Raw genomic sequence first — 25,257 nt, 5'->3', positions numbered from 1 at the left:
TTCAGGGAGAGCTGGGTTCATGGTGCTTCAGGGTGTCACGATGTTGAATTTACCCTCCGGTTTGTCCAGCATGCTGAAGAAGCCTAGGAGGTCGAGTTTGCTCCCTTCAAAACTGATGTCGTCGCTGAACAGCATGTCCTTTAATCCTGCCTCGCCGGTCAGAATGTCCACGAACAGAGGGCGGGTCAGTTTCAGAGTCGCATCTGCTGGTGTGTCGCTGCTGGTCTCCCGGTTGTGCAGAACGGAGTTGTCCAGCGTTAACAGGTAGCTTTCGCCAAGGTCCGTGAAGGTAACCTTGATCCTCAGGGACTCACCTTCCGCATCATCGGCATTCAGCCGCACTGCCATGCTGTCGAAGAACAGCGAGACTGGGGTATTGAGTAAGACGTCCGTCATGGCTGCGGGCTTGATACCTTCGTCAGGTCCTCCATGGCGAAGCTCATAAGCGCCGGTAAGATAGAAGTCACGCCAGGGTGCTGATTCTGCCTGATACCCGAGTTGGTCGTACACCTGCGCCAGCAGGGACAAGGCTTGTTGATTGCCCGGATCGGCAAAGACAACATGATTCAGGAGTTCTGCCAGCCACCGGTAGGCTTTCTTGCCTTCAACTGTGCTCATCTCAGCAGCAGCGTCAAAGTCGCTTTGTGCTTTTTCCAGGATGCTGTCTGCACCACCCATCATCTTTACATAACGCTCAGCGGATTCAGCTTCAGGCAAGGGATCAAGCTTTGCAGGGTTTGCCGTATACCATCCCATATAGTTCTGGTACACCGCTTTTGCATTGTGGGAAACGGTCCCATAGTAACCCTGGTTGTGGAAGTCTTGATTCAGGGCCGCCGGGAGCTGCAAATTGTCGGCGATTTCGTTGGGGGTGAAACCGCGGTTCATAAGGCGAACACTCTGGTCGTGGATGAATTTATAGGTGTCCCGCTGTTTCACCAGGAAGTCCTGAATGTTGTCTTGCCCCCACAGCGGCCAGTGATGGCTGGCAAAATAGACGTCTGCATCGGAAAACCGGCTTCGGGCCTCGTCGATGAACGCGCTCCAGATGCGGGCATCCCGTACCTTGGCGCCTCGCAGGGTGTAGAGGTTATGCATGTTTCTGCTGACCAGTTCGGCACCGCAGAAAGCCTTGAGCTCGGGCAGATAGAAGGTGAACTCAGAGGGCGCTTCGGAGCCGGAAACGATCTGGAAGACCATCCGGACGCCATCGACGGTCAGTTCACTGCCTGTCTTGCTGACCAGTTGTGTCGGTTCTGCAAACCCGAAGGTACCGAACGCCGGCCCTTTACCAAGTCCCGTCCCCACGTGACCGCGCTCGTCGCGTTCCAGCCGTTTGCCATACATGTACATGGCACGCCTCGTCATTGCAGGGCCTGCGATGATATTTTCGCTGGTGGCTTCTTCCTCAAAACCTTCGGGCGCGATGATTTTCAGTTCGCGCTTCTCTTCGTCTGAAAGGTGCTGGAGTACACCCATTACACCGCCAAAATGATCGATGTGGCTATGGGTAAAGATGATCGCTTTCAGGGGCTTCTTGCCGAGATGTTCCTGGGCGAACAGGAAGGCCTTGCTTGCAGTCTCACGGGAGGTCAGTGGGTCCACCAGAATCCAGCCGGTGTCGCCTTCAATGATGGACATATTTGCCAGATCAAAGCCCCGGAGCTGGTAGAGTCCCTCAGTCACTTTGAACAACCCATGAATATTATTGAGTGAAGCCTGCCGCCAGAGGCTGGGGTTAACCGAGGCGGGGGCGTTTTCACCATGTTCATCAACAAAGCCGTATTCCGGCATATTCCAGATAGCAGCGCCGTTTTCTCCCTCTACCACCAGGCTCGGGTCCTGGGCAATCAGTCCTCGGCGGGCGTTATCGAAGTCTTCGCGATTGCTGAAGGGGCGCTGTTCGAGTACTTCGGTGTTAATCCGGCTGGTAATGTCTGTTGGCGCTGTATGGCCGGTGGCGTTGGCGCCGGATTCCTGAGCTGGCCCTGAGTCGCAGCCTGCGACCCCCAACAGGGCAACAATTATCGGCAAAATGATTCGCTGTGGGTAAACGAGTTTTGGTTTCATGGTGACCTGTTGTTATTAGTGGACGGATTCCGGAACTGTCTTTGGTAGCCAAATTAACTGATATCGGCCGCCAAAGGCTATCAGAACAGAGGATTCGGTCAGTTAAGCACGGGGTGGGCGAGGTAAAATGGGGGCAGCGGTTGCGGGGGCTTGGTGCTATGGTAAGAGCAGTTGTTAACCGGAGCAGTAATGAGATATGTCGATATCGGAAGGCGCGCAACATTACGTTCTGATGCTGATTCCCAGTCTTTTGCGGGATATTGAAAAGTTGGGTTTGCGGCGAATTATTCGTACGTCTGATTTTTCGGAGCAGGAGGTGACTGCTCTGTACTTCGAGTTTGTTTCAGCCAAACGTGTGCTTCCGGATAACCCGCTTTCGATCGAATCGGCTCGCTGGCAGCACCTGCTGCACTGTGTTCGCGTGATGAGTTCGCTGGTGAGTCTGGCGACGACCGAAGATCTCGAGCGGGCCCGCGAGACGGCAATCCGCCGGTATTTTCCTCACGCCAAAGAGAGTCTGAAGAGCGAGTACGATCAGATGCGCAGCGAGGGCAAAGTGGATTTTCGCCTCGCAGGTATTCTGCGTGGAGGTAAAACGCATGAGAACTCCGGCGATGTTTGTATGGAGGCTATCAGACGTGAGCGAGAGCAGCGCGTTGAGTCGATCAAATGTATGGGGACCGAGCACCTTACGGGTCACGAAGCCTTTGTGGTAGAGGCGGCCAGAGCTTATGTTATATCCCGTATCGATGATGCGCCGAGTGATTTTGGTATTCTTGATCTGGTCATTCGGTTGCTGGATTTACTGCGCCTGGTGCTCGTACTGGAGTCCCGCGCCACTGGCGGCGCCAGTGCCGTGTCCTCCAACTTTACGGTAGAGAATATTGTACTGGGCATCGGCAATGCGCTTTATCGAAGTGAGCTTGGCCTGCATGTATCTTCTCTGGGGCTGGCGAGGGTCAACAAGTAGTCGCTTTGCGCGATCAGATGCTTCAAAGCCCCACATCTTTTACGTTTTCCATCACCACAAACGTGCTCGTTTGCAGTACATGGGGCAAGGCAGAAATTTGCTCGCCCAGCACCTGCCGGTACTCTGCCATGTTACGGGTACGCACCTTCAGCAGATAATCGAAGTTGGCTGCAATCATGTGGCACTGCTCAACGGCCGCAATTTCTTTCGCCGCTTTGTTGAAAGCCCTGAGTGCATCGCTGCTGGTGTCGCTCAGAGTTATCTGGGCGAAGGCGATGTGGCTTTGTCCTAACTTGGTATGGTTTACCAGCACCGTGTAGCCGGTAATAAAACCTTGTTCCTCAAGCCGCCGCATACGCACTTGGCATGGGGTTTTGGATAGTCCAACACGGGAGGCAAGGTCGGTGATTGTGATCCGTGCATTCTTTTGCAGTTCACGAATAATGGAATGATCTATCCGGTCAAGTTCGCTCATATTGTGATGGCGCCCGCGTGGCTGTAGTCATCTGACCTCTCCCGTTCCAACAGTCGTAAACCTGCTGTATATGTCCAAACCGTCACTTTTGGGCAAGTCCGCGATTGGGGCACTATGCTGTAGGTTGAAAGTACCAGATGGCCCATTGGCTCCCGGGAAAGAGGCTTCGTGAGCATAAGTTAATTTGCCTGAAAAGGCACTTAATAAAGGGGAATTTCTGTATTTTTGTTGGTCAATAAAGCCGAAATGATATGTGTTTTTGGTCTATACAGTGAAATAGTCTTTGTCGTTGTAGGTAGAATGCGAAAAAGACAAACAACTGAGAGGTACAGCTATGTCATCGCAGCAATCAGTTACTCCCGAACTTGCCCAAAGTCGGCAAGGGGTTCGCGATTATTATCTCGAAGATGAGTATAAAGTCATTCACGAGATGATTGCTGACGCTCAGTTGTCCCGGGAAGAGCGTGAAGCGATTTCGGCGCGAGCGGCGGACCTGGTGCGCAGCGTCCGTGCAAACGCGAAATCCACGATCATGGAAAAATTTCTTGCCGAATACGGCCTCACCACTAAAGAGGGCGTTGCGCTTATGTGTCTGGCTGAGGCGCTGTTGCGTGTGCCGGACAACACGACCATAAGTGCGCTGATTGAAGACAAGATTACCTCTGGCAACTGGGGAGCTCACGTTGGCAAGGCGTCGTCATCGTTCATCAACTCCACGACCGTTGCGCTCTTGATGACCAGCAACCTGCTGAAGGACTCCGAACGCCACACAGTGGGGGAAACCCTTCGCAAGTTGGTCAAGCGCCTGGGTGAACCGGTGGTTCGTACTGTCGCAGGCCAGGCTATGAAGGAAATGGGCCGTCAGTTTGTTCTGGGCCGCGACATTGAAGAAGCCCAGAGCGAGGCCAAGTCCTACATGGCCAAGGGCTATACCTATTCCTACGACATGCTTGGCGAAGCCGCTCGTACCGATGCTGATGCCCGTCGTTATTTTGAGTCTTACTCCCACGCCATTGATAGCATCGCCAAAAACTGCAAAGACGATGTGCGCACAAATCCCGGGATTTCCGTCAAACTGTCTGCACTGCTGGCCCGTTACGAATATGGCCAGAAAGACCGGGTTATGACTGAGCTGTTGCCCCGGGCCCTGATGCTGGCCAAGAAAGCGGCGGCTGCGAATATGGGGTTCAATATTGACGCCGAGGAACAGGACCGCCTCGACCTTTCACTGGATGTCATCGAAGGGATATTGTCTGACCCGGAACTGGCGGGCTGGGATGGCTTTGGCGTAGTTGTTCAGGCTTTTGCCAAGCGTGCTTCACATACCCTTGACTGGCTATACGCTCTCTCCGAAAAGCTCGACCGCCGCATCATGGTCCGTCTGGTCAAAGGCGCCTATTGGGATGCCGAGATCAAGCGCGCCCAGGTAATGGGTCTGAGTGATTTTCCTGTATTTACACGTAAAGCATGCAGCGATGTGGCTTACCTCTCATGCGCCAAAAAGCTGGTGGGCATGAGCGACCGCATTTATTCACAGTTCGCCACCCACAATGCGCATTCGGTTTCGGCCATTCTGGAGCTGGTTAAAACTGCTGGTCTGAAAAGTTATGAGTTCCAGCGCCTGCATGGCATGGGCGAATCATTGCATAACCAGGTCCTCAAGGAGAGTGGTGTGCCTTGCAGGATATATGCACCTGTAGGCAAGCACGCCGATTTGCTGGCTTACCTTGTACGTCGATTGCTTGAAAATGGCGCTAATAGCTCGTTCGTTAACCAGATTGTAGATACCAGCATCACGCCTGAGGAGATCGCCAAGGACCCGATTGATGCAGTCCAGGAGCTTGGTGAGAACCTTTCGAGCAAAGTGATTGTGCAGCCTGCAGACCTGTTTCGCCCCAATCGCCGCAACTCCAAAGGGTGGGATATTACCGACCCTGTTACGGTTGCGCGCATCAACGAAGGTCGCGATGCGTTCCGCAGTCACCACTGGACTGGCGGCCCGCTTATTGCCGCGGACATCACCGGCAATGAAGTGCTGGACGTTAAAAATCCAGCTAATCCGGATGACCTGGTCGGGCAGATGACTCAGGCTAATGAAGCCGATGTCGATGCTGCCATTACCGCTGCCGAGCAAGGTTTCACTCGCTGGTCCGCCATGTCGGCAGAAGACCGCGCAGCCTGCGTTCGCAAAGTCGGCGACCTGCTGGAGGAGAATGCCTACGAGCTGTTTGCACTGACAACGCGGGAAGCTGGAAAATCTCTACTGGATGCCATCGCCGAAATTCGTGAGGCGGTTGATTTCTCGCAGTTTTACGCCAATGAAGGCGTACGCAACAGCGATCAAGGTGAGGCTCGCGGCGTTGTCACTTGTATCTCGCCCTGGAACTTTCCGTTGGCGATCTTTACAGGTCAGATTCTGGCGAACCTGGCGGCCGGCAACGTAGTCCTCGCCAAACCGGCGGAGCAAACCTCATTGCTTGCGGCGCGCGCTGTTGAATTGATGTACGAAGCGGGTATTCCAAAGGATGCCATTCAGCTTCTGCCGGGTTCTGGCGCGACGGTGGGCACCGCGCTCACCTCTGACCCCCGTATAGCCGGAGTGTGCTTTACCGGCTCCACAGCGACCGCTCAGCGTATCAACAAGGTGATGGCTGAGAACGTTGCACCGGACGCGCCGTTGGTGGCAGAAACCGGCGGTCTTAACGCCATGATTGTGGATTCGACGGCCCTGCCTGAACAAGTGGTTCGGGATGTACTGGCCTCGTCGTTCCAGAGTGCAGGCCAGCGTTGTTCTGCGCTACGCATGCTGTATGTGCAAAAAGACATTGCGGATAACCTGTTGGAAATGCTCTACGGTGCCATGGAAGAACTGGGGATTGGAGATCCCTGGGCGCTTTCCACGGATGTGGGTCCGGTCATTGACGAAGCCGCCCGCAAGAAGATCGTGGACCATTGCGACAAGTTTGAGCGCGAAGGTCGCTTGCTGAAAAAGCTTCCCGTGCCGGAAAAAGGTCTGTTCGTCTCGCCGGCTGTGCTGAAAGTCAGCGGCATTAAGGATATGGAAGAGGAGATCTTCGGCCCGGTACTGCATGTGGCTACCTTTGAGGCCAAGGACATCGACAAGGTTGTTGATGACATAAACGCCAGGGGCTACGGACTGACGTTCGGCATCCACAGCCGGGTTGATAACCGGGTTGACCGGATTTCCAGCCGGATCAAGGTCGGCAATACCTACGTTAACCGTAACCAGATTGGTGCAATCGTTGGTTCTCAGCCATTTGGTGGTGAAGGGCTTTCCGGAACCGGTCCTAAGGCCGGCGGCCCGCAATATGTTCGTCGTTTCCTGAAAGGGCCCAAGGCAGAACGTCCGGCCGAATCGGGTGGTAAAACAGTCGAAGGCAAGAAGTTGGAAGGCTTGGCAGCTAATCTGCGCAAGCTTGAAGTGCCCGCTCCAAAAGCCAGAATTGAAGCCCTGGAACCGATTTTCGGCAAGGTGCCCGAGCCTTTGGATGCCCATGTTGAAGAATTGCCGGGACCAACGGGTGAACTGAACCGCCTTAGCAATCATGCCCGTGGGGTTGTGTTATGCCTAGGGCCTGACAAGGAAACGGCGTTGGCACAGGCAGCTATGGCGTTGTCACAGGGCAACAAAGTGATTGTGGTTGCGCCCGGTGTCGCAGAATCTGTAAATCGCGCTGCGCAAGCCGGGCTGCCCATTGTAGGCGTTGAGGGTAATCTTGAGCCGGAGGCACTGGGCAGTGCCAGCGGCTTTGAGGCGGTTGTAAGCTGCGCTGAACAGCCACTCCTGCGGAAATATCGCCTGGCTCTGGCCAAACGTGATGGTGCGCTGCTGCCTTTGATCACAGAGCACACTCTCGATCAGCGCTTTGTGATTGAACGTCATCTTTGCGTAGACACAACTGCGGCCGGTGGCAACGCCAGTCTGATTGCGGCATCTGAATAAAGTTACTGTAAAAGCCGGCAGAACTTGGACCCAGGGACGGGTCGGCCGGTTTATTGATCAGTTGCTGGCGTATCGCTCGTGCAGTATGCCTACGCGTTCAACGTAAGCTTTGGTTTCGGCATAGGGAGGGATCCCACCGTAACGGCTAACGGCACCGGGGCCAGCATTATAGGCAGCGGTTGCCAGCCTCGTATCGCCTTTGAAGCGATCGAGCATTTTGGCAAGATAGGTGACTCCGCCGCGGATGTTCTCTGCTGCTACCATGGCGTTTTGAACGCCGACCTCCAGAGCTGTTCCCGGCATCAATTGCATAAGCCCTTGCGCCCCCACCGGGGAAAGCGCCTTCTCGTTGAATGCAGATTCCGCATGGATAACCGCGCGTACCAGCGCTGGATCAACGCCATATTCGCTGGCAGCCGTTTTAATTTCGGTCTCGTAACGGCCAGAAAACAACGGGGTTGTGCGCCAGTTGACGCTTGAGTCGGGGTCGCAGGCGTAACAGTGGAAACTGATTACATCGAAATCTGAAACTGAGGGCCGGGTTCCACTGTAAGCGATGATGCCATTTTCGTCCTGATACCGGAAAACAGTCTCGCTTTTGCTGGAGGCTCTACCAGGGCTGTTGCTCTTTACATTGGTAAACTCAACTCGGCCGTCGGGGTGCACAATACGCTTGATGTTGTCCGCTGTGACCGGTGCAGAAAACCAGATCAGCAAGGTGAGGAAGGGTAGGGCGATGTGTTGGTGACGTATCATTGGCTACTCGCGGAAAGCGTAATCCACATATGTGCTTGAAGTTATAGTAAAACAGACACAGCCGGGATTATACGGCGCTACCACGCAGAAATGACATAAAGTCTTGTCGGAAAAATGTTAACGGGAGAGCTGCCCTGGCACGGCATTGAGAGGTGCCAGGGCAGAAATGCTGAGCAAATTAACTGAGAACGCTAGACCTTTGGCCCCCGCCCGCGAACTGCATTGGCGACCAGAGAAATCACCAGCAGAATGAGAAAGATAAAGAACAGTACTTTGGCGATACCTGCCGCTGTGCCTGCAATGCCCCCGAAACCGAGAACGCCAGCAATGATGGCGATGATGAGACAAATGACAGCCCAATAAAGCATAGTCTTTCCTCCTTGTTTAACTTCCATGTAAACGTGGCACACACATCCGGAATGCACAAATCTCAAGCAGTCTCGGGGACACCAAAGCGCCATTTCCGAGGAGTCTTTTCAGTTTTAACAGTATGTTTTATCAGCGATAAACAGACTTTATTGTCAGTTGATTAAGCTTTTATAAGATAAGTTGTTGGGCGGGATATTGTTATCGTGGCGCTACTGCTATTCTTATTAAACGTAGCTCAGGAGTATTTTATGAATTTGAAACGCATTACCTGTGCTTTGCTCGTCGCAGCCTCATGCACGCTTGCGGCGCCTTTGTATGCGGAATCAAATGATTCAACGGTAGACAAGCTCAAGCAGGAAACCCGAGAGCTTGGCGAGTCACTACAGGAATACGGTGCCGACCAGAAAGACCAGGCTGAGGACTCTATCAATCGAACACTGTCAGCTCTGGACAGACGTATTGCGGAGCTAGAAAGAGAGCTTTCCGAAAACTGGGACGACATGAGCAGCACTGCCCGCGAGCGTTCACAGGAAAGCCTGGCGTCTCTTCAAGAACAGCGTGAACGGGTGCAAGTCTGGTATAACGAACTCAAAGCCAGTTCTGCATCGGCATGGGAGCGGGCTAAAAAAGGCTTCTCCGACGCGTATGAAACATTTTCCGAGCAGTGGAATGAAACCGAGCGGGAATTGACTCTGGATCAGGACAAGAGATCCGACAGTATCTGATCATCAAAACAAAACGAGACAAGGAAACACAATGCCATTTTCTCCAGACCATATTGCCGAGCTTAACCTGCTATCACAGTTTGAGTCCTCCTCAGGCCAGGCTGGTATCAAGGTGCATCAGCATGATGCAGCACCTGAGACAGTGCAGGCCGCTGAGCGGCTTTTTGCCAAGGGGTTGATTACTCGCGATGACGGCGGCTATCTCACGCCTATGGGCAGTGAGGCTGTTGAGTTGACGCAGAAACTACAATCTATCCTTACAACATAAACAGTGAGTTTTCCGGCCGGGTGGCCATCTGTGATGGTCTTCTGGCTGGGCGTCTGTATCTGTTATGTATGTGCATGAGCTTCTATACTGGGTGACCGCCTAAACACCTCATTCCGGCTACTCGCTATGCGCAAGATGTTCTATTCCTTTTTCGTCCCCGCCCTTTTTGTATGGTTGTGGAGCACTGGTTTTATCGGTGCCAAATATGGCTTGCCCTATGCCGAGCCATTTACACTTCTTTTAATCCGTATGCTGCTGACACTGGCGCTGCTTTTCGTGCTGGCATTGTTGCTTAAAACCCGCTGGCCGGGCTTGCGAGCTGCCGGGCATCTGGCAGTTACCGGGCTGCTGGTTCACGGGTGTTATCTTGGCGGTGTTTACTACGCGATTCAGGACGGAATGCCTTCCGGTATAGTGTCTCTGGTGGTCGGTCTGCAGCCATTGGTAACGGCTGCTGTGGCGGTTTTTGTATTGAAGGAATCGGTCTCAGGCAAACAGTGGCTCGGGCTTGGGTTAGGGTTGTTGGGCGTAACGCTGGTTTTGTTGGAGAAGTTTGGCGGGGCAGGCAATCCGGGTACCGGCTTTCCCCTCTGGACGCTTGTCTGGGCTCTGTTCGCCCTGGCTGGCATTTCATTGGGTACGGTTTATCAGAAACGCAATGGTACGGGTGCAGATCTTGTTGCGGGCACCATTATCCAGTACGGCGCTGCAGCCACGTTTTTCGCGGTTGGCGCGCTGACGCTGGAGACCCGGGAGGTGGTCTGGTCTTTGCAATTGCAGCTTTCCATGGCCTGGTTGGTCCTGGGCGTTTCTATTGGCGCAATTCTGTTGCTCATGTGGTTGATTCGCCGTGGTGCGGCATCCCAGGTTGCCAGCCTGTTCTATCTTGTCCCCCCGGTGACCGCTCTGGAGGCCTTCTGGCTGTTTGATGAGCGCCTCGGTGTGCTGGCGATTGTCGGAGGCATTGTTTCTATAACCGGCGTTGCGCTGGTGGTATCGCAGAGACGCCCAGCCTGAGGGACACACTGAACTATAGGCTGACAATCTGTTATCTGGAGATATGGCGCCGGTTTCCTGATCGTAACCCCAGTAGCGACGTGTTTGAGGTATGTTGGATGCGATCGTTTTCCGGAATATGTATGGGCGCAGGTAAAGAGAAGCGAATGATATGACCTATTGGCTGGTTGCAAATCCAGAAGCAGGCGATGGCCAAAGAGGCCGGGCGTTCTGGCTTGAAAGGCTTGAAAACGCCGGTATCACCGGCCCGGAGTGTTGTGATTTCAGCGAGCAGACCTGGGCTGAGCGGGTACAGCCTGATGACGTAGTTATGGTTGCCGGTGGTGATGGTTCGGTTAATGCTGGCGCCAGACTCTGCCTTGAACGTAATGCCACGCTGGCTGTTTTGCCATCAGGTACTGCCAACGATTTTGCTCGCAACCTCGCGCTACCCCAGGAACCCGAGGCTGTGTGTGAATTAGTACAGCAGGGTATTACGCAAACGGTTGATGTTGCCGAGTTTGGTGATGGGCTATTCCTGAATGTTGCCCACATTGGCCTGGGTACGATTCCTGCTCGGGAATCGCAGGGCTCGGCCAAAAAACTCCTCGGGCGCTTCAGCTACGGCATTGAACTGTTACGTAGTGCGAGAGTCAAACGAGGCTTTCACGCAGAAATAAAATGTGATCAGGCCTTTGTGAGCGGTCGTTGGCTATCCATTGCCGTAGCCAGTGGTGCCTTTTTCGGCGGAGGGAATGAGGTTCCGCAAGCGACTGCCGACGATGGTCTTCTGGACGTTATTGCCGTAAAACCACGCCCTCTGATACAACTGATTCTGACGTTTCTCATGGTCAGGTTTAGCGGCAGGTCTCCTGACCGCACCAGTACCGTAGTGCACCTGAAAGGTAAGCATTGTGATGTTCTTACCTCCCGTCCACAGACTGTTACCGTAGATGGTGATGAAGCGGGCAAGACGCCGCTGCACGTAACCTGTCGCAAGCATTGTCTCCGGGTCATCGGTGCGTCAGTGGTGGGCACGGGAACGGCTGATAGTGACCGCCTGGGGCTTGGGTAACGCGCTTATGGCCCGCAGATCAATGGTTAGGCGGTTTTTCCGTGCAGCCGCTTGGGTGTTCCTCACTCTGGTGTTGGTATTTGTTTCCCTGTTGCTTCTTTTCCGGTACGTAAATCCGCCAACCTCTGCGTTCATCGTTAGTTACAGTATTGCAAATCCGGACCAGGAGGTACGACAGCAATGGGTCAGCTATTCGGATATTTCGCCGTGGATGTCACTTGCCGTAGTGGCCAGTGAGGATCAGCGGTTTCCGGATCACTGGGGGGTCGACTTTGCGGCGATTCGCAAAGCCCTGGCCGAATATCACGCCGGTGAGGGTCTCAGAGGTGCAAGCACGATCACCCAGCAAACCGCAAAGAACCTGTTTCTGTGGAATGGTCGCAGCTTCGTGCGTAAGGCGATGGAAGCGGGGCTTGCTCTGGCTGTCGACGGGCTTTGGCCTAAACGGAGAATTCTGGAGGTCTACCTCAATATTGCCGAATTTGGCCCCGGAATATATGGGGTTGAGGCCGCCAGTCGGGTTTACTTCGGGATTCCTGCTCGTCAACTATCAGCGCAGCAGGCGGCACGGTTAGCCGCAGTTTTGCCGAATCCGAATGTGCTGAGCGTGAACTCTCCATCACCCTATGTCCGGGATCGGGTATTCTGGATTCGCGGACAGATGGACCAGCTGTCGGGTTTGCAGTACCTGAAAGGGCTCTAGATACCAAAGGCGGGCTCCGGTCTGTCGGTGTCTTTGATACTATGGGCGCCTGCGCTGAGAGAAGAGAATGCTATGAGAGTGCTATTACTGGGTGCTACCGGGCTTACCGGGGGACTTGTATTGAGTGAGTTGCTGGGCCGTGATGAGGTTGAACTGGTGAATGTGCCACTGAGGCGCAAGTTAAGGCTTGAACACAGCAAGCTGCACCAGGAGGAAATTGATTTTGACCACATGGGCGACTACACCGGGCTCTTTCAGGTGGATGCGATTATCTGTTGTCTGGGTACAACGATCAAAAAGGCGGGCTCCCAGGAACAGTTTCGTAAAGTGGATTTTGGTTATGGGCTGAAAGCCGCTGAACTAGGCCGGGTTGAGGGCGCTAAAGCATTTATTCTGATGTCGGCTATAGGTTCATCTTCTTCATCAACCATATTCTACAACCGGGTAAAAGGTGAACTGGAGGATGGCGTTAAGGGCCTGGAGTACCCTTATCTTTCAATTTACCACCCCAGCCTGCTACTGGGTGCCAGGAATGAACATCGCCTGGGAGAGGCTGTAGGTGTCAAAGCTATGCCACTGATCAATCGGGCTCTTGTTGGCCCGCTGGAAAAATACCGTGCTATCGAAGCGGCGACAGTTGCCAGTGCGATGGTTAATGAGGTTTGTAACCTGGCATGCGAATCTGCAGCCGAGCAGGTGGTTCAGATTCGGGAGTACCAGGATATCGTCAGGCTGTCTGCCCAGACAGCTTAATTGCCTGCCAGAATCCAGCCTGCTGCTTTCTCGGCAATCATCAATGTGGGTGAATTGGTGTTGCCGCTGGTAATCACGGGCATCACACCAGCGTCCACCACACGCAACCCGGTTACACCTATTACTCTCAGATGAGAGTCCACCACGGCCATTGCATCATCGGGCTGCCCCATGCGGGTTGTTCCCACGGGATGGAAAATAGTGGTGCCTATGTCTCCGGCCAGGCGGCTGAGATCCTCGTCGGTCTGATACTGTGCCCCGGGCTTGTATTCCTCTGGCATGTACTTTGAAAAGGCTGGCTGTTGCGCAATGCGGCGTGTTACCCGCAATGAGTCTGCCGCAACTTTCAGGTCCTCCGGGGTGCTCAGGTAGTTTGGCGAGATGGCCGGGGCCTCCAGAGGATTGCGGCTGCGGATACGCACGGTGCCCCGGCTAGTGGGATTGAGGTTGCACACGCTGGCGGTAATGGCCGGGAAATTGTGCAGGGGCTGGCCGAAGGCATCCAGGCTCAGGGGCTGGATGTGGTACTGGATGTTGGCGTGGTCGTATTCATCCGAGCTGCGGGTAAATGCGCACAGTTGTGACGGAGCCATGCTCATCGGGCCAGAGCGTTTAAGCAAATACTCAAGACCAATCCGGGCCTTGCCCCAAAGAGAGTTGGCCATGGTGTTCAGGGTAAGCGCGTTCGTCACTTTGTAGACGGAGCGGATTTGTAAGTGATCCTGAAGGTTTTCGCCGACCCCCGGCAAGTCTGCAACTACCGGAATGTTCAATGCCTGCAGCAGGTCGGATGGCCCTATTCCAGACAGCTGCAAAAGTTGCGGGGAGCCGATCGAGCCGGCCGATAGAATAACTTCGCGGCTGGCCGTCGCCAGGGTTGCATCTTGAAAGCCAGTGCCTGCCACGCGCACGCCGGTGCACCTTGGCTGTTTGCCATCCATGCCCATCTCCAGGCTCACTACCTGAGTGGAGTGCCACACGGTGAGATTCGGCCTTTTTGCAGCGCTTCGCAAAAAGGCTTTTGACGTATTCCAGCGCCAGCCGGCACGCTGGTTTACCTCGAAATAATCAACGCCTTCATTATCCCCCCGGTTGAAATCATAGGTGCGGGGAACGCCCGCCTGAACTGCTGCTTCAGCAAAATCTTCAAGTACTTGCCATTTTAGGCGCTGGCGCTCTACCCGCCATTCACCGCCATGGCCGTGGAAGTGGTTTAGCTTGCTATCGTCAGGGTCACCGGCGTCCAGGCCGTGATGGTCCTCATGTCGCATGAAGTCCGGCAGGCAATTTTCCCAGGTCCAGGCGTCATCTCCGGTTATTTCAGCCCATCGGTTGTAGTCCCGTTCCTGGCCGCGGATATACAGCATCCCATTGATGCTGGAGCAGCCGCCCAGGGTTTTGCCGCGCGGGTAAATCAGCGATCGGTTGTTGAGCCCCGGTGCCGGCTCGGTGCGAAAGCACCAGTCGGTGCGTGGATTGTTGATGCAGTAGAGGTAACCCACCGGAATGTGAATCCAGTGGTAATTGTCCTGCCCTCCGGCCTCGATCAGCAGTACCCGGTTCTCCGGGTTGGCGCTCAGACGATTGGCCAGTAGGCAGCCGGCTGTTCCGGCGCCGGCTATGATGTAGTCAAATTCAAACTGACCCGGCGTTTTATTTTTATCGGGCAAGGTGTTATCTCCGTAGAGGCCTGTTTTAGATAGAGGCCTGATTTAACAGCGGTCTTCCGTTACGCTACCCCAATGTTGCGTCCAGGAACATCATGACGACAAAACCGACCAGCAGTGAGAAAGTCGCCAGCGTTTTATAGCTGTTCCTGTGGGTTTCCGGAATGATCTCGTTGCTGATAATGAATAGCATGGCTCCTGCAGCAAAACCCAGAGTCCAGGGCATAATCGGCTCTGCCAGCCACACCATGGCAGCGCCGAATACACCGCCGATGGGTTCGGCAAGGCCGCTCATCAGGGCTATGGTGAATGCCTTTACCCGCGAGTATTGAATGGCCATCAATGAGAGAGCAACGGCGAGGCCTTCGGGAATGTTCTGGATACCTATGCCCATTGCCAGTACATAGCCGTTGCGCACGTCTCCCCCGGCAAAACCGACGCCCACCGCCATGCCTTCCGGGAAGTTATGCAGTGTTATGGCAATTATAAACAACCATATACGGCGTATGTGGGCCGCATTCGGTCCCTCCGGTCCCAGGTTGAAGTGTTCATGGGGCAGTCTCTGATGGATGAAGTAAAGAGCCCCTGCGCCGGACAATATGCCGAATATCACCAGCAGGGCTGCCGCCCATGTTGAACCCAGCAGTGCCTCCCCGTGCTCGAGCCCCGGAAGCAGCAAAGAGAAAAAAGAGGCTGCAAGCATCACGCCCGCAGCACCCGCAAGCATGCTGTCTTGCAGTCGGTCAGACAGGGTTTTGACGAAGAAAACCGCCAAGGCACCGATACCGGTTGCAAGGCCTGCCAGCAGACTCGCCAGTGCGCCAAGCCATACAATGTTGATATCTGTTGTCATAAAGACCTGATTTTCATGGACGGTGTTATGCCGGGTAAACGTTGCCGAAGCTGTTTCATGCTGTCAGTCTGTTTTGTAGGTTGGACTTTTCGAGCGCGACAGGGTTGGCTCGCAGCCAATGATCTGTCTTGCCTGCTTGTGGGCATGCAGGTACCAGCGCTCGCCGGGTTTTCTGAATGTCTGCGGCGTGATACGGAAATCGGTTGTTTCCATCGTGGCGGGGATAGGCGAGCCGTCGGCATGACGATAAACACAGCTGGTGCCAATCGTCGCAGAAGTAGCAACGGGTAACTCAATAAAACCGTCACCCGAAACTTGTGGGGGTTCTCCGTCCACACTGATGATTTTGAGGCAGGGCCCGTAATGAACCTTCGCCAGATCACGAACATATTCGCTCAGACAGTGTTGAGCGCTGAGAAAGACTGTGCCGCTACTTGTGCTTTCCGGGATTGCGGACACATTCTTTGTGCCTGACGGTTGATCGGGCAACGACTGGCAGCCTGCAACGAAAAGCACGCTGGCCAGCAGAAGTGTGACGACAGGTTTCATCGTTACTCCTCGTTATGTTGAACAACAGGGGATCGTTCGGGAACAAACAAGGAGTCAGTTTAGATCAGATCCGGGATGCCTGGGTACCCGTTGGGGTATATATAAACGCTCAGCTTAGCTTGCCCGCCCAAACATCCGCTCGAAAAAACCTGCTGAACGCACATCCGGAATAGGCAGGCTGTCTAACTCATCCATGGCCTTGCGCCAGAAGTGTTCCGGGTTATCCAGCTCCGCAACTTGTGCGCGCTCATCGGGGCTGTAGTGGTTATGCTCTCCCGCAAGCCCTTTTTCCATCAGCGCCTGCGTCCAGAGGTAAACCGCACCCCTCACTGTTCTTAGCAGGTGAGAGTATACGTCGCGGCTGAGATTGATCGCGAGCTCTGCACTGAGGTTGATTTGTTTCTGCAGAACAGCCATGTCCTCCTCGTCCAGTAATAGCCGGTTGCCGTCGCCTTTTTTGCTGTTGACGCAGATTTTTTCCAGAGATTTGGTGCCCTCGACAAGGTCGATATGTCCGAACTCGAGCTTCTGCTGCTCGGTCACCACGGGAGCGGGTATCCATCCGTATTGCGGGGATTTCGCGACAATGTGTCCGGGCAAATCCAGGCGATAGGGTGGCGCCGCATCGCGGTCCTGATAACCGTCGAATTCGGAGCGTAGCCATGCAGCCATTTTTTTGTGCCGTAGCATCATTGCAAGGGTTATTGCTGACGGCATGATGCTCTCAAGAAGCTCGCCCGAATCCCGGGTACGCTCGTCGAGATGATTGACTGATGCAGACATATGCTCTCCTCGGTGGTGGCAGGAATCTGGGGGCCTGCCAGCCTATTATTGTTGTTATGCCGATCCCGGGTTTGCCCGGGTGGCTTTATTGGAATGGTGTTCGTGTCTAAAAAGTAGACAATGACGCTCAGTGGCGCCGTTGTAAAAAGGTTATTTCTTTGTAACAGCGGGTAAGCGGTTTAACCAGGTAGGACACACCCAGGCCGTTACATACCGGCGTGGGTGCTTTCGAAGATTTTATCCGCGGAGGCAGCGACAAACCCGTTGTATAGACTGCCATCTGGCTTTGGATAGCGCAGTGCAAACTCATAGAAGCAACTGGGAATCGTCATTTCCCGATCGCTAAACTGAACAGGAACTCGGTCAGCCATGGTGGATGACTGTTCAAGAAGGTCCTCGGGAGACCCTTTCACTTCGCCGCCGGAAACGTTCACCGTAAAACCCTTGTCTTTCAGAAGCTGGTTGATGTCAGCAACTGTCTGAAAGTTCTGCAGATGATTAACGCTCACAGTGAAATGATTCGCCCGGTAGCCCCAAGCCGCTAGCCAGGCCGCATATTCGCTCTCATCCAGCAGCTTTCGGTAGGTCTCGTAATCGATATCCCAGTGCCGGCCGGAGTATAGAAAGTCGTCTGCCGCGACCTGTTCTTTTCCTACCTTCTTGACCAGAGTTTTTACTATGCCCTGAAGTTCCGGGGAGCATTGTTCCGTCAACAACTCTGAAATGAATACCCTCGGAGCCTCAGGATCTGTGTGTTCATAGTGGCGCGCATAGAGTTTTTTGCCTTTAAAGTGATACTCGCCGCCCTCGCGATAGCCAAGAGAGAGGAAATGCTTTGCCAGAGACTCCAGGCCAACGGGGGCGAGGTTGAAGGTTCTCAGAGCGATATGATCGTTGATTATTCCATGCCCTTCTTCGGCACCCAGAATCTTGTGGATTTTTACCGCAGAAGGCGTGACGTCTCGGTAGTTCTGCCAGAGCTTTTCGAACAACGCGTTGCGATCAGTATGCATAACTTAACTCCGGGGCCGTATTTCGGGTTTGTGTTGGCGTTGACTGACCCAAGGGCAAAGTGCGCGCGAAGTTGCCATTCCTCAGGTGCAGCTTTTCAGCGAGGGCCAGGGGAACAGTCAGCTTATCAGGCTGGGCGGACACCTCGGATGAGACAGTGGCCCGAAAGTCTGCCGTACCTGTATTTGCAATCAGGATCGGCTCATCAGGCTGGTATCTGTTGTGTTCATGGCCGTTGCCAGTTCTTTTACCCGTTTCACTAATAATGATGGGGCAGGCTGAAGAAGACCTTACGCTGGCGATATCAGCCAGAGCGCACTCAACTGTTGGGCCCGCGTCAAACAGGTCTATGAGCCCTTTGTGTTGAAACCCTTCGGCTTCCAGTATCTTCAGAGCCGGCCGCGTGTTCTCGTGTACCTGACTGAGAACTGCACGGGCCTCTTTGCTCATGAGGCAGGTGTAAAGAGGATGCGATGGCATCAACTCATCTATAAATTCAGTGTAGCCGCTACCTACCAGATGTGTCGCCCGGCCGAACTCCAGATCCACAAAATGTGCCTTCAACCAGTTCCAGAATGGCGACTGGCCAGCGCCATTGGACACACCTCGCATCTCTGCAATCACTTTGTCTGAAAAGCGTTCCGGGTGCTGTGCCATAAACAGGAAGCGCACTCTGGATAGGAGTTTGCCAGCATGGGCCCGGCGGAGTTCAGGCCGTAAATAGAGCGAGCAAATCTCGGAATAGCCAGTGTAATGGTTGCAGCGGGTGAGAGTTTCCACACTTCGACGAAGACCGAGGTCTCGGGAGTGATGGGTAACCGTATTGCGTCGAAAATGATAAAGCGGCCGGGTGTGCCCCGCATTTGCTTCTATGCCAGAGGTGCCGAGAATATCACCGGTGCTCTCATCTTCCAGCACGAACAGATAATGTTCGTCGCCCGGGCTGGTCACCCGGCGCTCGAAACTGGCCATGGAGTGGGCGATTTTTCGCGCCAGAGCATCTCTGTCTGGCATCAGGGAGGTAAACCCCGGGCCGGACTCCTTGGCTATCTGAGCAAGAGTGTCCAGATCTGTGTCGGTAATCGGGCGAATGACCATGGGCTGCAACCTGACAGTGTTTTGGAACAGTATGAAGTGATGTACTAACAGGTTGCAGGTATAATTTGATCTAAATGAGTTGTTATTTTATCAAAATGACCAATCAGGTGATCAAAGTGATCGGAACCAAAGACCAGAAGCTACTTATGCTGCTCCGTCAGAACGCCAGAACCAGCATCAGTGAACTTGCCAGAGCTTTAAACCTGTCACGCACAACGGTTCAAAACCGGATAGCTCGCCTGGAAAGCAGTGGAGTAATTGCCGGGTATTCGGTGCAGTTGGGAGGGGCTTTTTCAAGTAGCCAGGTAGAGGCTCATGTTTCGATAAAAGTTGTGCAGAAACTGACTGCACGAACGAATACCGCGCTTGAGGGTATCAGCCAGGTAGCGCAATTGTTCTCGGTCAGCGGGGAATACGACCTTATAGCGATCGTGCAGGCTCAGTCTCTGGAGGAGTTGAGTGCCGTGCTGGACGAAATTGGAAACCTTGACGGTGTTGAGCGCACTAACTCGGCGGTGGTTCTGGAAACCCGTTTCCGGCGTTAGGCGCTTTCCGAATGCTATTGTTCAAACTGTGAGTATCAAGAACCCAGCATGCCTGCGTAAGCGCTGTACAAGAAAGCGGCTGAGCCAAGCAGAATAAATCCCCAGGCTGGAAAAATCAGAAAAGAGCGACTCGATTGTCTCATGGCAGTCTCCTATGAGTGATGGGATTCGATACGCTTCATTTTCCACTCTAGACCAATCTTGATTAATGTCACAAAAATATAATCATTTTCTTTAGCCTCCCTGACGTCATGCAGTGCGTTTTGCCACCAGACAGGGTGTCTAATGCCATTGAGCTCTTCAGAAATCAGGTTAAGATGAGTCTGATCTTGATTTCGATTCTTGAGAATTGGTACAGGTTCAACAAACGATAAAAACAATAAGGAGTTGTTCATGGCAATGGACCCCCGTAGGCAGACATCCTTGCACTGCTTATATTTCTGGGCGGAGCACAACCCGGAAAAAATCTATCTGACTCAACCCTATCCCGACGGCACGGTGGAAGACATCACCTGGAAGCAAGCCGCCGATCAGGTGTCGCGAATGGCGGCCCACCTCAACAGTCTTGAGCTACCAGAACCTAGCAATATCGCAGTTCTGGGTAAAAACAGTGCCCACTGGATACTGTCAGACCTGGCCATCTGGGCTGCAGGGCATGTATCTGTGCCGCTCTATCCAACCCTGAACGGGGAAGCTGCCGCCTATATCCTTGAACACAGCGGGGTTAAGTTGTTGTTTCTGGGGAAGCTTGATGGAACGGCGGATGGATGGAACGATATAAAAGGGCATCTTCCTTCCGATCTTCCGATCATATCCCTGCCGATGTCGCCGCGGAATGATACGCCAAAGTGGCTGGACATTATTGCGGAGTATGAGCCGGCTTCACCAAAGCTACCCGACCCGGATAGCCTGGCGACGATTAAATATACCTCCGGCAGCACCGGTCGCCCCAAAGGGGTAATGCACAGCTTCCGCGCCATGATGTCAGTCGCCGACGGTTTGCAACAGATGTTCACCGCGTCATCCGATGATCGTATGCTGTCCTATTTGCCACTGGCACACGTGGCTGAGCGGGCTGCGGTGGAAACCCAATCCCTGTATTTCGGCTTTCACCTGTACTTTGCCAATACCCTGGAAACTTTTCAGCAGGACTTGCAGCGCGCCCGGCCAACCCTTTTCTTTTCGGTCCCACGCCTGTGGATGAAGTTCTACCTGGGGATTAACGCCAAACTGCCGCCTAAAAAACAGAAGTTGCTGTTCAGTATTCCGTTTATAGGCTCAATGGTGAAAAAGAAGGTACTGAAGCAACTGGGTCTGGATCATTGTCGGGCCGCTCTGACCGGTGCCGCTCCCTTGTCCGAAGAGATCATCACCTGGTACCGCAACCTCGGGCTGGAGCTGCTGGAAGTCTACGGCATGACAGAAAACTTCGGTTACTCCCACGCCAGCCGCCCCGGGGAGGCCAGGATCGGCTATGTGGGCGTAGCCAATCCAGGTGTTGAACATCGTATTGGTGAAGGTGGCGAGATACAGGTCAAGAGCCCTGGAATGATGCTGGGTTACTATCAGAATGAGGAAAAAACCCGAGAAGATGTCACTACCGATGGTTTCCTCAAAACCGGCGACATGGGGGAAATCAACGCTGATGGGTATCTGCAGATTACAGGCCGGGTGAAAGACCTGTTCAAAACGTCCAAAGGCAAGTACGTAGTGCCGGTGCCCATCGAAAACAGGTTCAATCACCCTTCGGTGGAAGTGGTCTGCGTGGCTGGGGCCAATCAGCCCCAGCCCTGCCTTATGTTGTTGCTTTCAGAAGATGTCAGGGATTCTCTGGAAACCGGCTCCAGCCGGGAGGCGCTGGAACGGGAGTTGGCGGAGGAACTGGAGGCGGTGAACAAAGACTGCGAGGCCCACGAGAAAATTGCGTTTGTGGTTGCGGTGAAAGAGCCCTGGACGATGGAGAACGGGATGCTGACGCCTACCATGAAGATTAAACGCAACATTATCGAGGATGTATATAACCGCAAAATGGACGAGTGGTTTGAGCAGAAGAAGAAAGTAATCTGGGAGTTCTGAGCGTGTAATGCAAAACGCCGACGACTCTGTTCAGAATCGTCGGCGTTTTCAGTCTGGTTTTCCCGTAAAAAGCTGCGCTGTATGGCGCAGCTTTTTACGTATGTTCGACTGGAATCAGTGACCACCCTGCATTTGGGTGATATCAGTTACTGCTACAGCCTTACGGTTAAACGAGCGCATTTTTCTGCTCATGAACTGTACCGCGATCTTTGCAGCTGCACGGGTGTGATGACTTCTTACTCCAGCACTGTTGTGGAGGATACTGGACGGTAGCGGGTGAACGGTTGCAATGTGCTTATGAGCCATAGCGACTTCCTCCTTGGCTGGTGATTAACAATTAATGAGTGAATAAAGGGTTTGACCCGAATTTACGATGAATACTAAAGGTATTTTTTTGCAGCTTAAATACGTTAAACTCCGTACTCACGTTGCAAATATGCAGTAGCTATGGACTGGGATTATCTTCGATATATACATGCTTTGGCAATAGGCGGAACACTCGCAAAAGCCGGAGAAATACTGGGAGTGCACCAAACCACGGTTTTACGCCGTCTGGACCAGATGGAAGAGTCGCTGGGGGTGCAGTTTTTCGAGCGCAACCGGGATGGCTTGCAGCTGACGCCGGTTGGAGAAACCGCCTTTCGTAACGCCGAAAAGCTATCGGTTGAGATGGAAAATCTCGAGCGCAAGCTGGTCGGGCAGGACTCTGCACCCGTGGGCAAGGTGCGGCTGGCCGCTGAGGATACGATGATGAGCGAATTGCTCGGGTCGGTTCTGGCAGAACTGGTGCGCGAGTTTCCGGATATTGAACTGGAAGTTCTTACAGATAATGACGTAACCAACCTCACACACAGGGAGGCGGACCTTACACTTCGCCCTGAAAATAAACCTCAGGCAACACTCGAGGGTGAGCGGATAGCCGCAATCGAATCGGCTGTTTATGGTTCAGCCAGCTACTGCCGGCGCAACCGTAATATGGATATTGAAAACCAGCCCGAAGACTGTCTCTGGATTATCCCGGACGAAACCTTCAGCCACTTGGCTACGGGCCGCTGGTATCGCAAACACCTGAAAAACGCTACGTCGGTCATCCGGTGTAACAGTCTGCACGCCATGCATGCGTTGGCGCGCTCCGGCGCAGGCCTGGCTGTATTGCCGTGCTTCCTGGGCGAAGGCACTAAAGAGCTGCGCCGGCTGTCAGATCCTATCGAGGGTGAAAGTGTCGACCTGTGGGTGCATGTAAGCCAGGACACTCAGCAAATGGCGAGAGTTCGTATTGTGATGGAGTTTCTGGTGGACCGACTGCGTGCCCAGGCCGCGATCATAGAGTTCAACCCGACCGCATGATAATTCGCAATCTCAACCGCAGAATGGCCAGAACTGATACCAGCGCCAGCACTGAAATTCCTGCTCACAGGATTGGAGCTGATTATCGTAAAGAAAGGCGCGGTTCTGAACCCGTGAAGCCAGAGCCGTAACTGCGGGCTTGCGGTTATATGTTTTGCGGGCGTAGCCGCCCCGACCCTCATGATAAGCCAGGTAAAGTTGGCGCGGGCTGTGGAAGGCAATGCCAAGTTGTTGGTGGGTGAGGTGGTTGTACCAACCCACGAAATCCAGTGCGTGCTCCATATCGGTACGAACGGTAAACAGACCATCGCCGTTGGCCATCAGATACTCTCCCCATGCCGGGTCCAGGGCTTGGGCGTAGCCATAGGCTGTGGTTGGCCGGCTCCAGGGAATAAACCCCCATAGCAAAGTCCTGGGAGGTTTGGCGTGGCTGCGGAATGAAGATTCGTAATAAACGAACGCCATTTGGGTGGCGATGGGCGTGCCCCAGCGGTCCTGAGAGTTTTTTGCATAGTCATACCAAACGGTATGCTCACGAAAAATCTCACATACATTGTCGGGATTAACTGGCGGTTCCGGGGCCAGCAGACTGAACCTCAAGGTTGCCCAGGTGCCGATAAGCAGCCCCAGTACCGGAAGGCCGTACCATTTCAGTCGGAATCTCCACAGGTTACGGCGTGTCTGGCGCCGTCTTTTACGTGGGCGCGCCGGTCTCCAGAATTTTCCTACCAAACTGTCATCTCCGGAACCCATGGATTGCTTGCTCAGGGAAGGGTGCGCGTGTCATAAACGCAGCACCCATCAAACAGGATGATAATTAAATGAAGCTTGGCACCCTAGTTAAACCTCTTTTAATCACCGGCCTGTTCCTGGCTGGCCCCGTTATGGCAACGCCTAGTGCTCAGCAGGTTTTAGATGCATCGCCCATAGACGATATTGTAGATCGTTACCCTGCCATGATGAGTGAAGGTATTCGCGAGGGTATGAAGCGCAGTCAGCAACTACCGCCTATGGTGGCAGATACCATTGGCTATGTGGTGACTAACAGTTTTCGCGCTGCAGACATAGAACAGGAAATCGTGAACAACCTGGAGCGCGACCTCTCCGGGAAACAGCTTGAAGCGGTAGAGAGTTGGTACACGACCCCGGTTGCCCAGAAAATCTCGGCGGCAGAAATCGCGGCTTCGGACCCAGTTGTCTGGAAGCAGATTCAGGCCAGAGCATCGGATTTGAACGAGAAATATAAGGGTACGGATCGCGCAAAAATGTTTGAGCGGTTTGATCGTGCAGCCCGCGCGACTGAAAGCACGGTGGATACGACCATTGCCGTGCAGCTTGGGTTGGCAACCGCCATGGCTGCATTCAGCAGTGATTCGGTGAATTACGATGAGCTTAAACAAAGCATAGAAAACCAGCGCGGCAAAATCCGGGGCATCGTTGAACAGCAGGTGTACGACAGCTACTTGCACACCTATGAAAACATCAGCTCTCAAGAAATGGGGCTGTATATTGATTTTCTGGAAAGTGGCCCGGGCACTGCGTTTTCTAAAACCGTTACCCAGAGTATTCAGCAGGCTATTACGGATCCGATTGAGTCCATCGGAAACCAGATGGCACGCTTTCTTGCCCCGCAGAAGTAGGGAATTAGCTAGAAGAATAGTCAGCGCTGGCAGGATTGGCTCCCGATGCAATCAGGAGCCAATCTGCAGCCCGCGGCGGGAGAACCTTCGGCTTATAAGTAAAGGTTCCTCCACATGCGGCTGAAGGCTCTTAACTGCGGCTGGTTACTTCCAGAAGGTGGTAGCCAAACTGGGTTTTTACTGGCCCGAGAACCTTGTTCACTTCGCCACTAAAGACCACTTTGTCAAACTCAGGAACCATCTGGCCGGGGCCGAATGAGCCCAGGTCGCCGCCGTTGCGGCCAGACGGGCAAGAAGAGTGCTGCTTTGCAACTTCAGCGAAATCTTTACCGCCTTCAATCTCTTTCTTCAGTTCTTCACACTTTGCTTCGCTGTCTACCAGAATGTGGCGCGCGGTTGCCTGTGTCATGGTAACGATCCTTAACTAGAATGAATGGATACTTCAGAGAGGGAATGCTGCCCGTCCCTATCGCCGGAGGCAAGCCTTTTTATCGGTGTTTCTGCGGCCTCACGATTGTCACTGCAAACCTGTACAATGCCCGCTTTATTTAGCTGGCGCAGCGT

26 protein-coding genes are annotated in these 25,257 nt (G+C 53.7%); 12 read left to right on the top strand and 14 right to left on the bottom strand.

The genetic code is table 11. The features are described 5' to 3' along the window. Positions 1 to 27 precede the first annotated feature (27 nt). Complete coding sequence (locus tag Q4501_RS11190; protein WP_303596321.1) at positions 28 to 2,070, bottom strand: alkyl/aryl-sulfatase; 2,043 nt, start codon at positions 2,068 to 2,070, stop codon at positions 28 to 30. 196 nt (positions 2,071 to 2,266) lie between these two features. Between Q4501_RS11190 and Q4501_RS11185 the strand changes: the two genes are divergently transcribed. Then, a complete protein-coding gene (locus Q4501_RS11185) occupies positions 2,267 to 3,040 on the top strand; it encodes a hypothetical protein (RefSeq protein ID WP_303596320.1) in 774 nt (257 codons plus the stop codon). A gap of 22 nt (positions 3,041 to 3,062) precedes the next feature. Here Q4501_RS11185 and Q4501_RS11180 read toward each other — a convergent pair whose 3' ends face one another. Next, entirely contained in the window at positions 3,063 to 3,515 is a 453-nt protein-coding gene (locus Q4501_RS11180) for a winged helix-turn-helix transcriptional regulator (RefSeq protein ID WP_303596319.1), read from the bottom strand. 334 nt (positions 3,516 to 3,849) lie between these two features. On the opposite strand from Q4501_RS11180, the gene putA reads away from it, so the two are divergent. Continuing rightward, the gene (putA, locus tag Q4501_RS11175) at positions 3,850 to 7,479 is read left to right on the top strand and encodes a bifunctional proline dehydrogenase/L-glutamate gamma-semialdehyde dehydrogenase PutA (RefSeq protein WP_303596318.1); all 3,630 of its coding nucleotides are present in this window, start codon (positions 3,850 to 3,852) and stop codon (positions 7,477 to 7,479) included. A gap of 57 nt (positions 7,480 to 7,536) precedes the next feature. Here the strand turns inward: putA and Q4501_RS11170 are convergent, their stop codons facing one another. Together Q4501_RS11170 and Q4501_RS11165 are read right to left on the bottom strand one after the other, a co-directional pair. After that, entirely contained in the window at positions 7,537 to 8,235 is a 699-nt protein-coding gene (locus Q4501_RS11170) for a lytic transglycosylase domain-containing protein (protein ID WP_303596317.1), read from the bottom strand. A gap of 191 nt (positions 8,236 to 8,426) precedes the next feature. Next, positions 8,427 to 8,603, bottom strand: coding sequence for a DUF1328 domain-containing protein (locus tag Q4501_RS11165; RefSeq protein WP_303596316.1), 177 nt, complete (start codon positions 8,601 to 8,603; stop codon positions 8,427 to 8,429). 249 nt (positions 8,604 to 8,852) lie between these two features. Between Q4501_RS11165 and Q4501_RS11160 the strand changes: the two genes are divergently transcribed. The 6 genes from Q4501_RS11160 to Q4501_RS11135 all read left to right on the top strand — a co-directional run bounded on the left by Q4501_RS11160 (position 8,853) and on the right by Q4501_RS11135 (position 13,124). Continuing rightward, positions 8,853 to 9,329, top strand: a complete 477-nt coding sequence (locus tag Q4501_RS11160; RefSeq protein ID WP_303596315.1) for a hypothetical protein — start codon at positions 8,853 to 8,855, stop codon at positions 9,327 to 9,329. Positions 9,330 to 9,360: 31 nt separating this feature from the next. Next, positions 9,361 to 9,597, top strand: coding sequence for a TIGR02647 family protein (locus Q4501_RS11155; protein WP_303596314.1), 237 nt, complete (start codon positions 9,361 to 9,363; stop codon positions 9,595 to 9,597). Positions 9,598 to 9,723: 126 nt separating this feature from the next. After that, the gene (locus Q4501_RS11150) at positions 9,724 to 10,614 is read left to right on the top strand and encodes a DMT family transporter (protein WP_303596313.1); all 891 of its coding nucleotides are present in this window, start codon (positions 9,724 to 9,726) and stop codon (positions 10,612 to 10,614) included. Between the two features lie 151 nt (positions 10,615 to 10,765). Next, positions 10,766 to 11,668, top strand: coding sequence for a diacylglycerol kinase family protein (locus Q4501_RS11145; RefSeq protein ID WP_303596312.1), 903 nt, complete (start codon positions 10,766 to 10,768; stop codon positions 11,666 to 11,668). Between the two features lie 7 nt (positions 11,669 to 11,675). Beyond that, entirely contained in the window at positions 11,676 to 12,371 is a 696-nt protein-coding gene (gene mtgA / locus Q4501_RS11140) for a monofunctional biosynthetic peptidoglycan transglycosylase (RefSeq protein ID WP_303596311.1), read from the top strand. A 72-nt stretch (positions 12,372 to 12,443) separates the two neighbouring features. Then, on the top strand, positions 12,444 to 13,124 hold the full coding sequence (locus Q4501_RS11135; RefSeq protein WP_303596310.1) for an NAD-dependent epimerase/dehydratase family protein: 681 nt from the start codon (positions 12,444 to 12,446) through the stop codon (positions 13,122 to 13,124). On the opposite strand, the gene Q4501_RS11130 is transcribed toward Q4501_RS11135, so the two are convergent. From Q4501_RS11130 to Q4501_RS11105, 6 genes are all read right to left on the bottom strand, one after another. Beyond that, positions 13,121 to 14,794 (bottom strand): GMC family oxidoreductase, encoded by a 1,674-nt coding sequence (locus Q4501_RS11130; protein WP_303596309.1) that lies wholly within the window; start codon positions 14,792 to 14,794, stop codon positions 13,121 to 13,123. The two genes, Q4501_RS11135 and Q4501_RS11130, sit on opposite strands and share 4 nt — an antisense overlap. A 64-nt stretch (positions 14,795 to 14,858) precedes the next feature. Continuing rightward, on the bottom strand, positions 14,859 to 15,644 hold the full coding sequence (locus Q4501_RS11125; protein WP_303596308.1) for a ZIP family metal transporter: 786 nt from the start codon (positions 15,642 to 15,644) through the stop codon (positions 14,859 to 14,861). Positions 15,645 to 15,707: 63 nt separating this feature from the next. After that, positions 15,708 to 16,193, bottom strand: a complete 486-nt coding sequence (locus tag Q4501_RS11120; RefSeq protein ID WP_303596307.1) for a hypothetical protein — start codon at positions 16,191 to 16,193, stop codon at positions 15,708 to 15,710. Between the two features lie 114 nt (positions 16,194 to 16,307). Further along, positions 16,308 to 16,976 (bottom strand): hypothetical protein, encoded by a 669-nt coding sequence (locus Q4501_RS11115; protein ID WP_303596306.1) that lies wholly within the window; start codon positions 16,974 to 16,976, stop codon positions 16,308 to 16,310. Between the two features lie 206 nt (positions 16,977 to 17,182). Then, positions 17,183 to 17,989: a DUF1338 domain-containing protein gene (locus tag Q4501_RS11110; protein ID WP_303596305.1), complete on the bottom strand. Its 807-nt coding sequence runs from the start codon at positions 17,987 to 17,989 to the stop codon at positions 17,183 to 17,185. Next, complete coding sequence (locus Q4501_RS11105) at positions 17,979 to 19,085, bottom strand: arginine N-succinyltransferase (protein ID WP_303596304.1); 1,107 nt, start codon at positions 19,083 to 19,085, stop codon at positions 17,979 to 17,981. The genes Q4501_RS11110 and Q4501_RS11105 overlap by 11 nt, the downstream gene beginning before the upstream one ends. A gap of 116 nt (positions 19,086 to 19,201) precedes the next feature. Between Q4501_RS11105 and Q4501_RS11100 the strand changes: the two genes are divergently transcribed. Then, positions 19,202 to 19,630, top strand: a complete 429-nt coding sequence (locus tag Q4501_RS11100; RefSeq protein ID WP_303596303.1) for an Lrp/AsnC family transcriptional regulator — start codon at positions 19,202 to 19,204, stop codon at positions 19,628 to 19,630. 152 nt (positions 19,631 to 19,782) lie between these two features. On the opposite strand, the gene Q4501_RS11095 is transcribed toward Q4501_RS11100, so the two are convergent. Next, positions 19,783 to 20,025, bottom strand: coding sequence for a hypothetical protein (locus tag Q4501_RS11095; protein ID WP_303596302.1), 243 nt, complete (start codon positions 20,023 to 20,025; stop codon positions 19,783 to 19,785). Here Q4501_RS11095 and Q4501_RS11090 point away from each other — a divergent pair. After that, entirely contained in the window at positions 20,024 to 21,706 is a 1,683-nt protein-coding gene (locus Q4501_RS11090) for an AMP-binding protein (RefSeq protein WP_303596301.1), read from the top strand. The genes Q4501_RS11095 and Q4501_RS11090 overlap by 2 nt on opposite strands. A gap of 114 nt (positions 21,707 to 21,820) precedes the next feature. Here the strand turns inward: Q4501_RS11090 and Q4501_RS11085 are convergent, their stop codons facing one another. Then, on the bottom strand, positions 21,821 to 22,012 hold the full coding sequence (locus Q4501_RS11085) for a hypothetical protein (protein ID WP_303596300.1): 192 nt from the start codon (positions 22,010 to 22,012) through the stop codon (positions 21,821 to 21,823). 141 nt (positions 22,013 to 22,153) lie between these two features. Here Q4501_RS11085 and Q4501_RS11080 point away from each other — a divergent pair, with 141 nt between their 5' ends. After that, positions 22,154 to 23,053, top strand: a complete 900-nt coding sequence (locus Q4501_RS11080; protein WP_303596299.1) for a LysR family transcriptional regulator — start codon at positions 22,154 to 22,156, stop codon at positions 23,051 to 23,053. Between the two features lie 12 nt (positions 23,054 to 23,065). Here Q4501_RS11080 and Q4501_RS11075 read toward each other — a convergent pair whose 3' ends face one another. Then, positions 23,066 to 23,707 (bottom strand): lysozyme-like domain containing protein, encoded by a 642-nt coding sequence (locus Q4501_RS11075; RefSeq protein WP_303596822.1) that lies wholly within the window; start codon positions 23,705 to 23,707, stop codon positions 23,066 to 23,068. Positions 23,708 to 23,874: 167 nt separating this feature from the next. On the opposite strand from Q4501_RS11075, the gene Q4501_RS11070 reads away from it, so the two are divergent. Then, positions 23,875 to 24,693: a DUF2059 domain-containing protein gene (locus Q4501_RS11070; RefSeq protein WP_303596298.1), complete on the top strand. Its 819-nt coding sequence runs from the start codon at positions 23,875 to 23,877 to the stop codon at positions 24,691 to 24,693. Between the two features lie 130 nt (positions 24,694 to 24,823). On the opposite strand, the gene Q4501_RS11065 is transcribed toward Q4501_RS11070, so the two are convergent. Next, the gene (locus Q4501_RS11065; protein WP_303596297.1) at positions 24,824 to 25,102 is read right to left on the bottom strand and encodes a peptidylprolyl isomerase; all 279 of its coding nucleotides are present in this window, start codon (positions 25,100 to 25,102) and stop codon (positions 24,824 to 24,826) included. Positions 25,103 to 25,257 lie beyond the last annotated feature (155 nt).

This window comes from Marinobacter sp. 2_MG-2023 (genome assembly GCF_030546935.1).
In the GTDB taxonomy this organism is placed as follows: Bacteria; Pseudomonadota; Gammaproteobacteria; order Pseudomonadales; family Oleiphilaceae; genus Marinobacter.
This window is presented reverse-complemented; position numbering and strand designations above follow the sequence as displayed.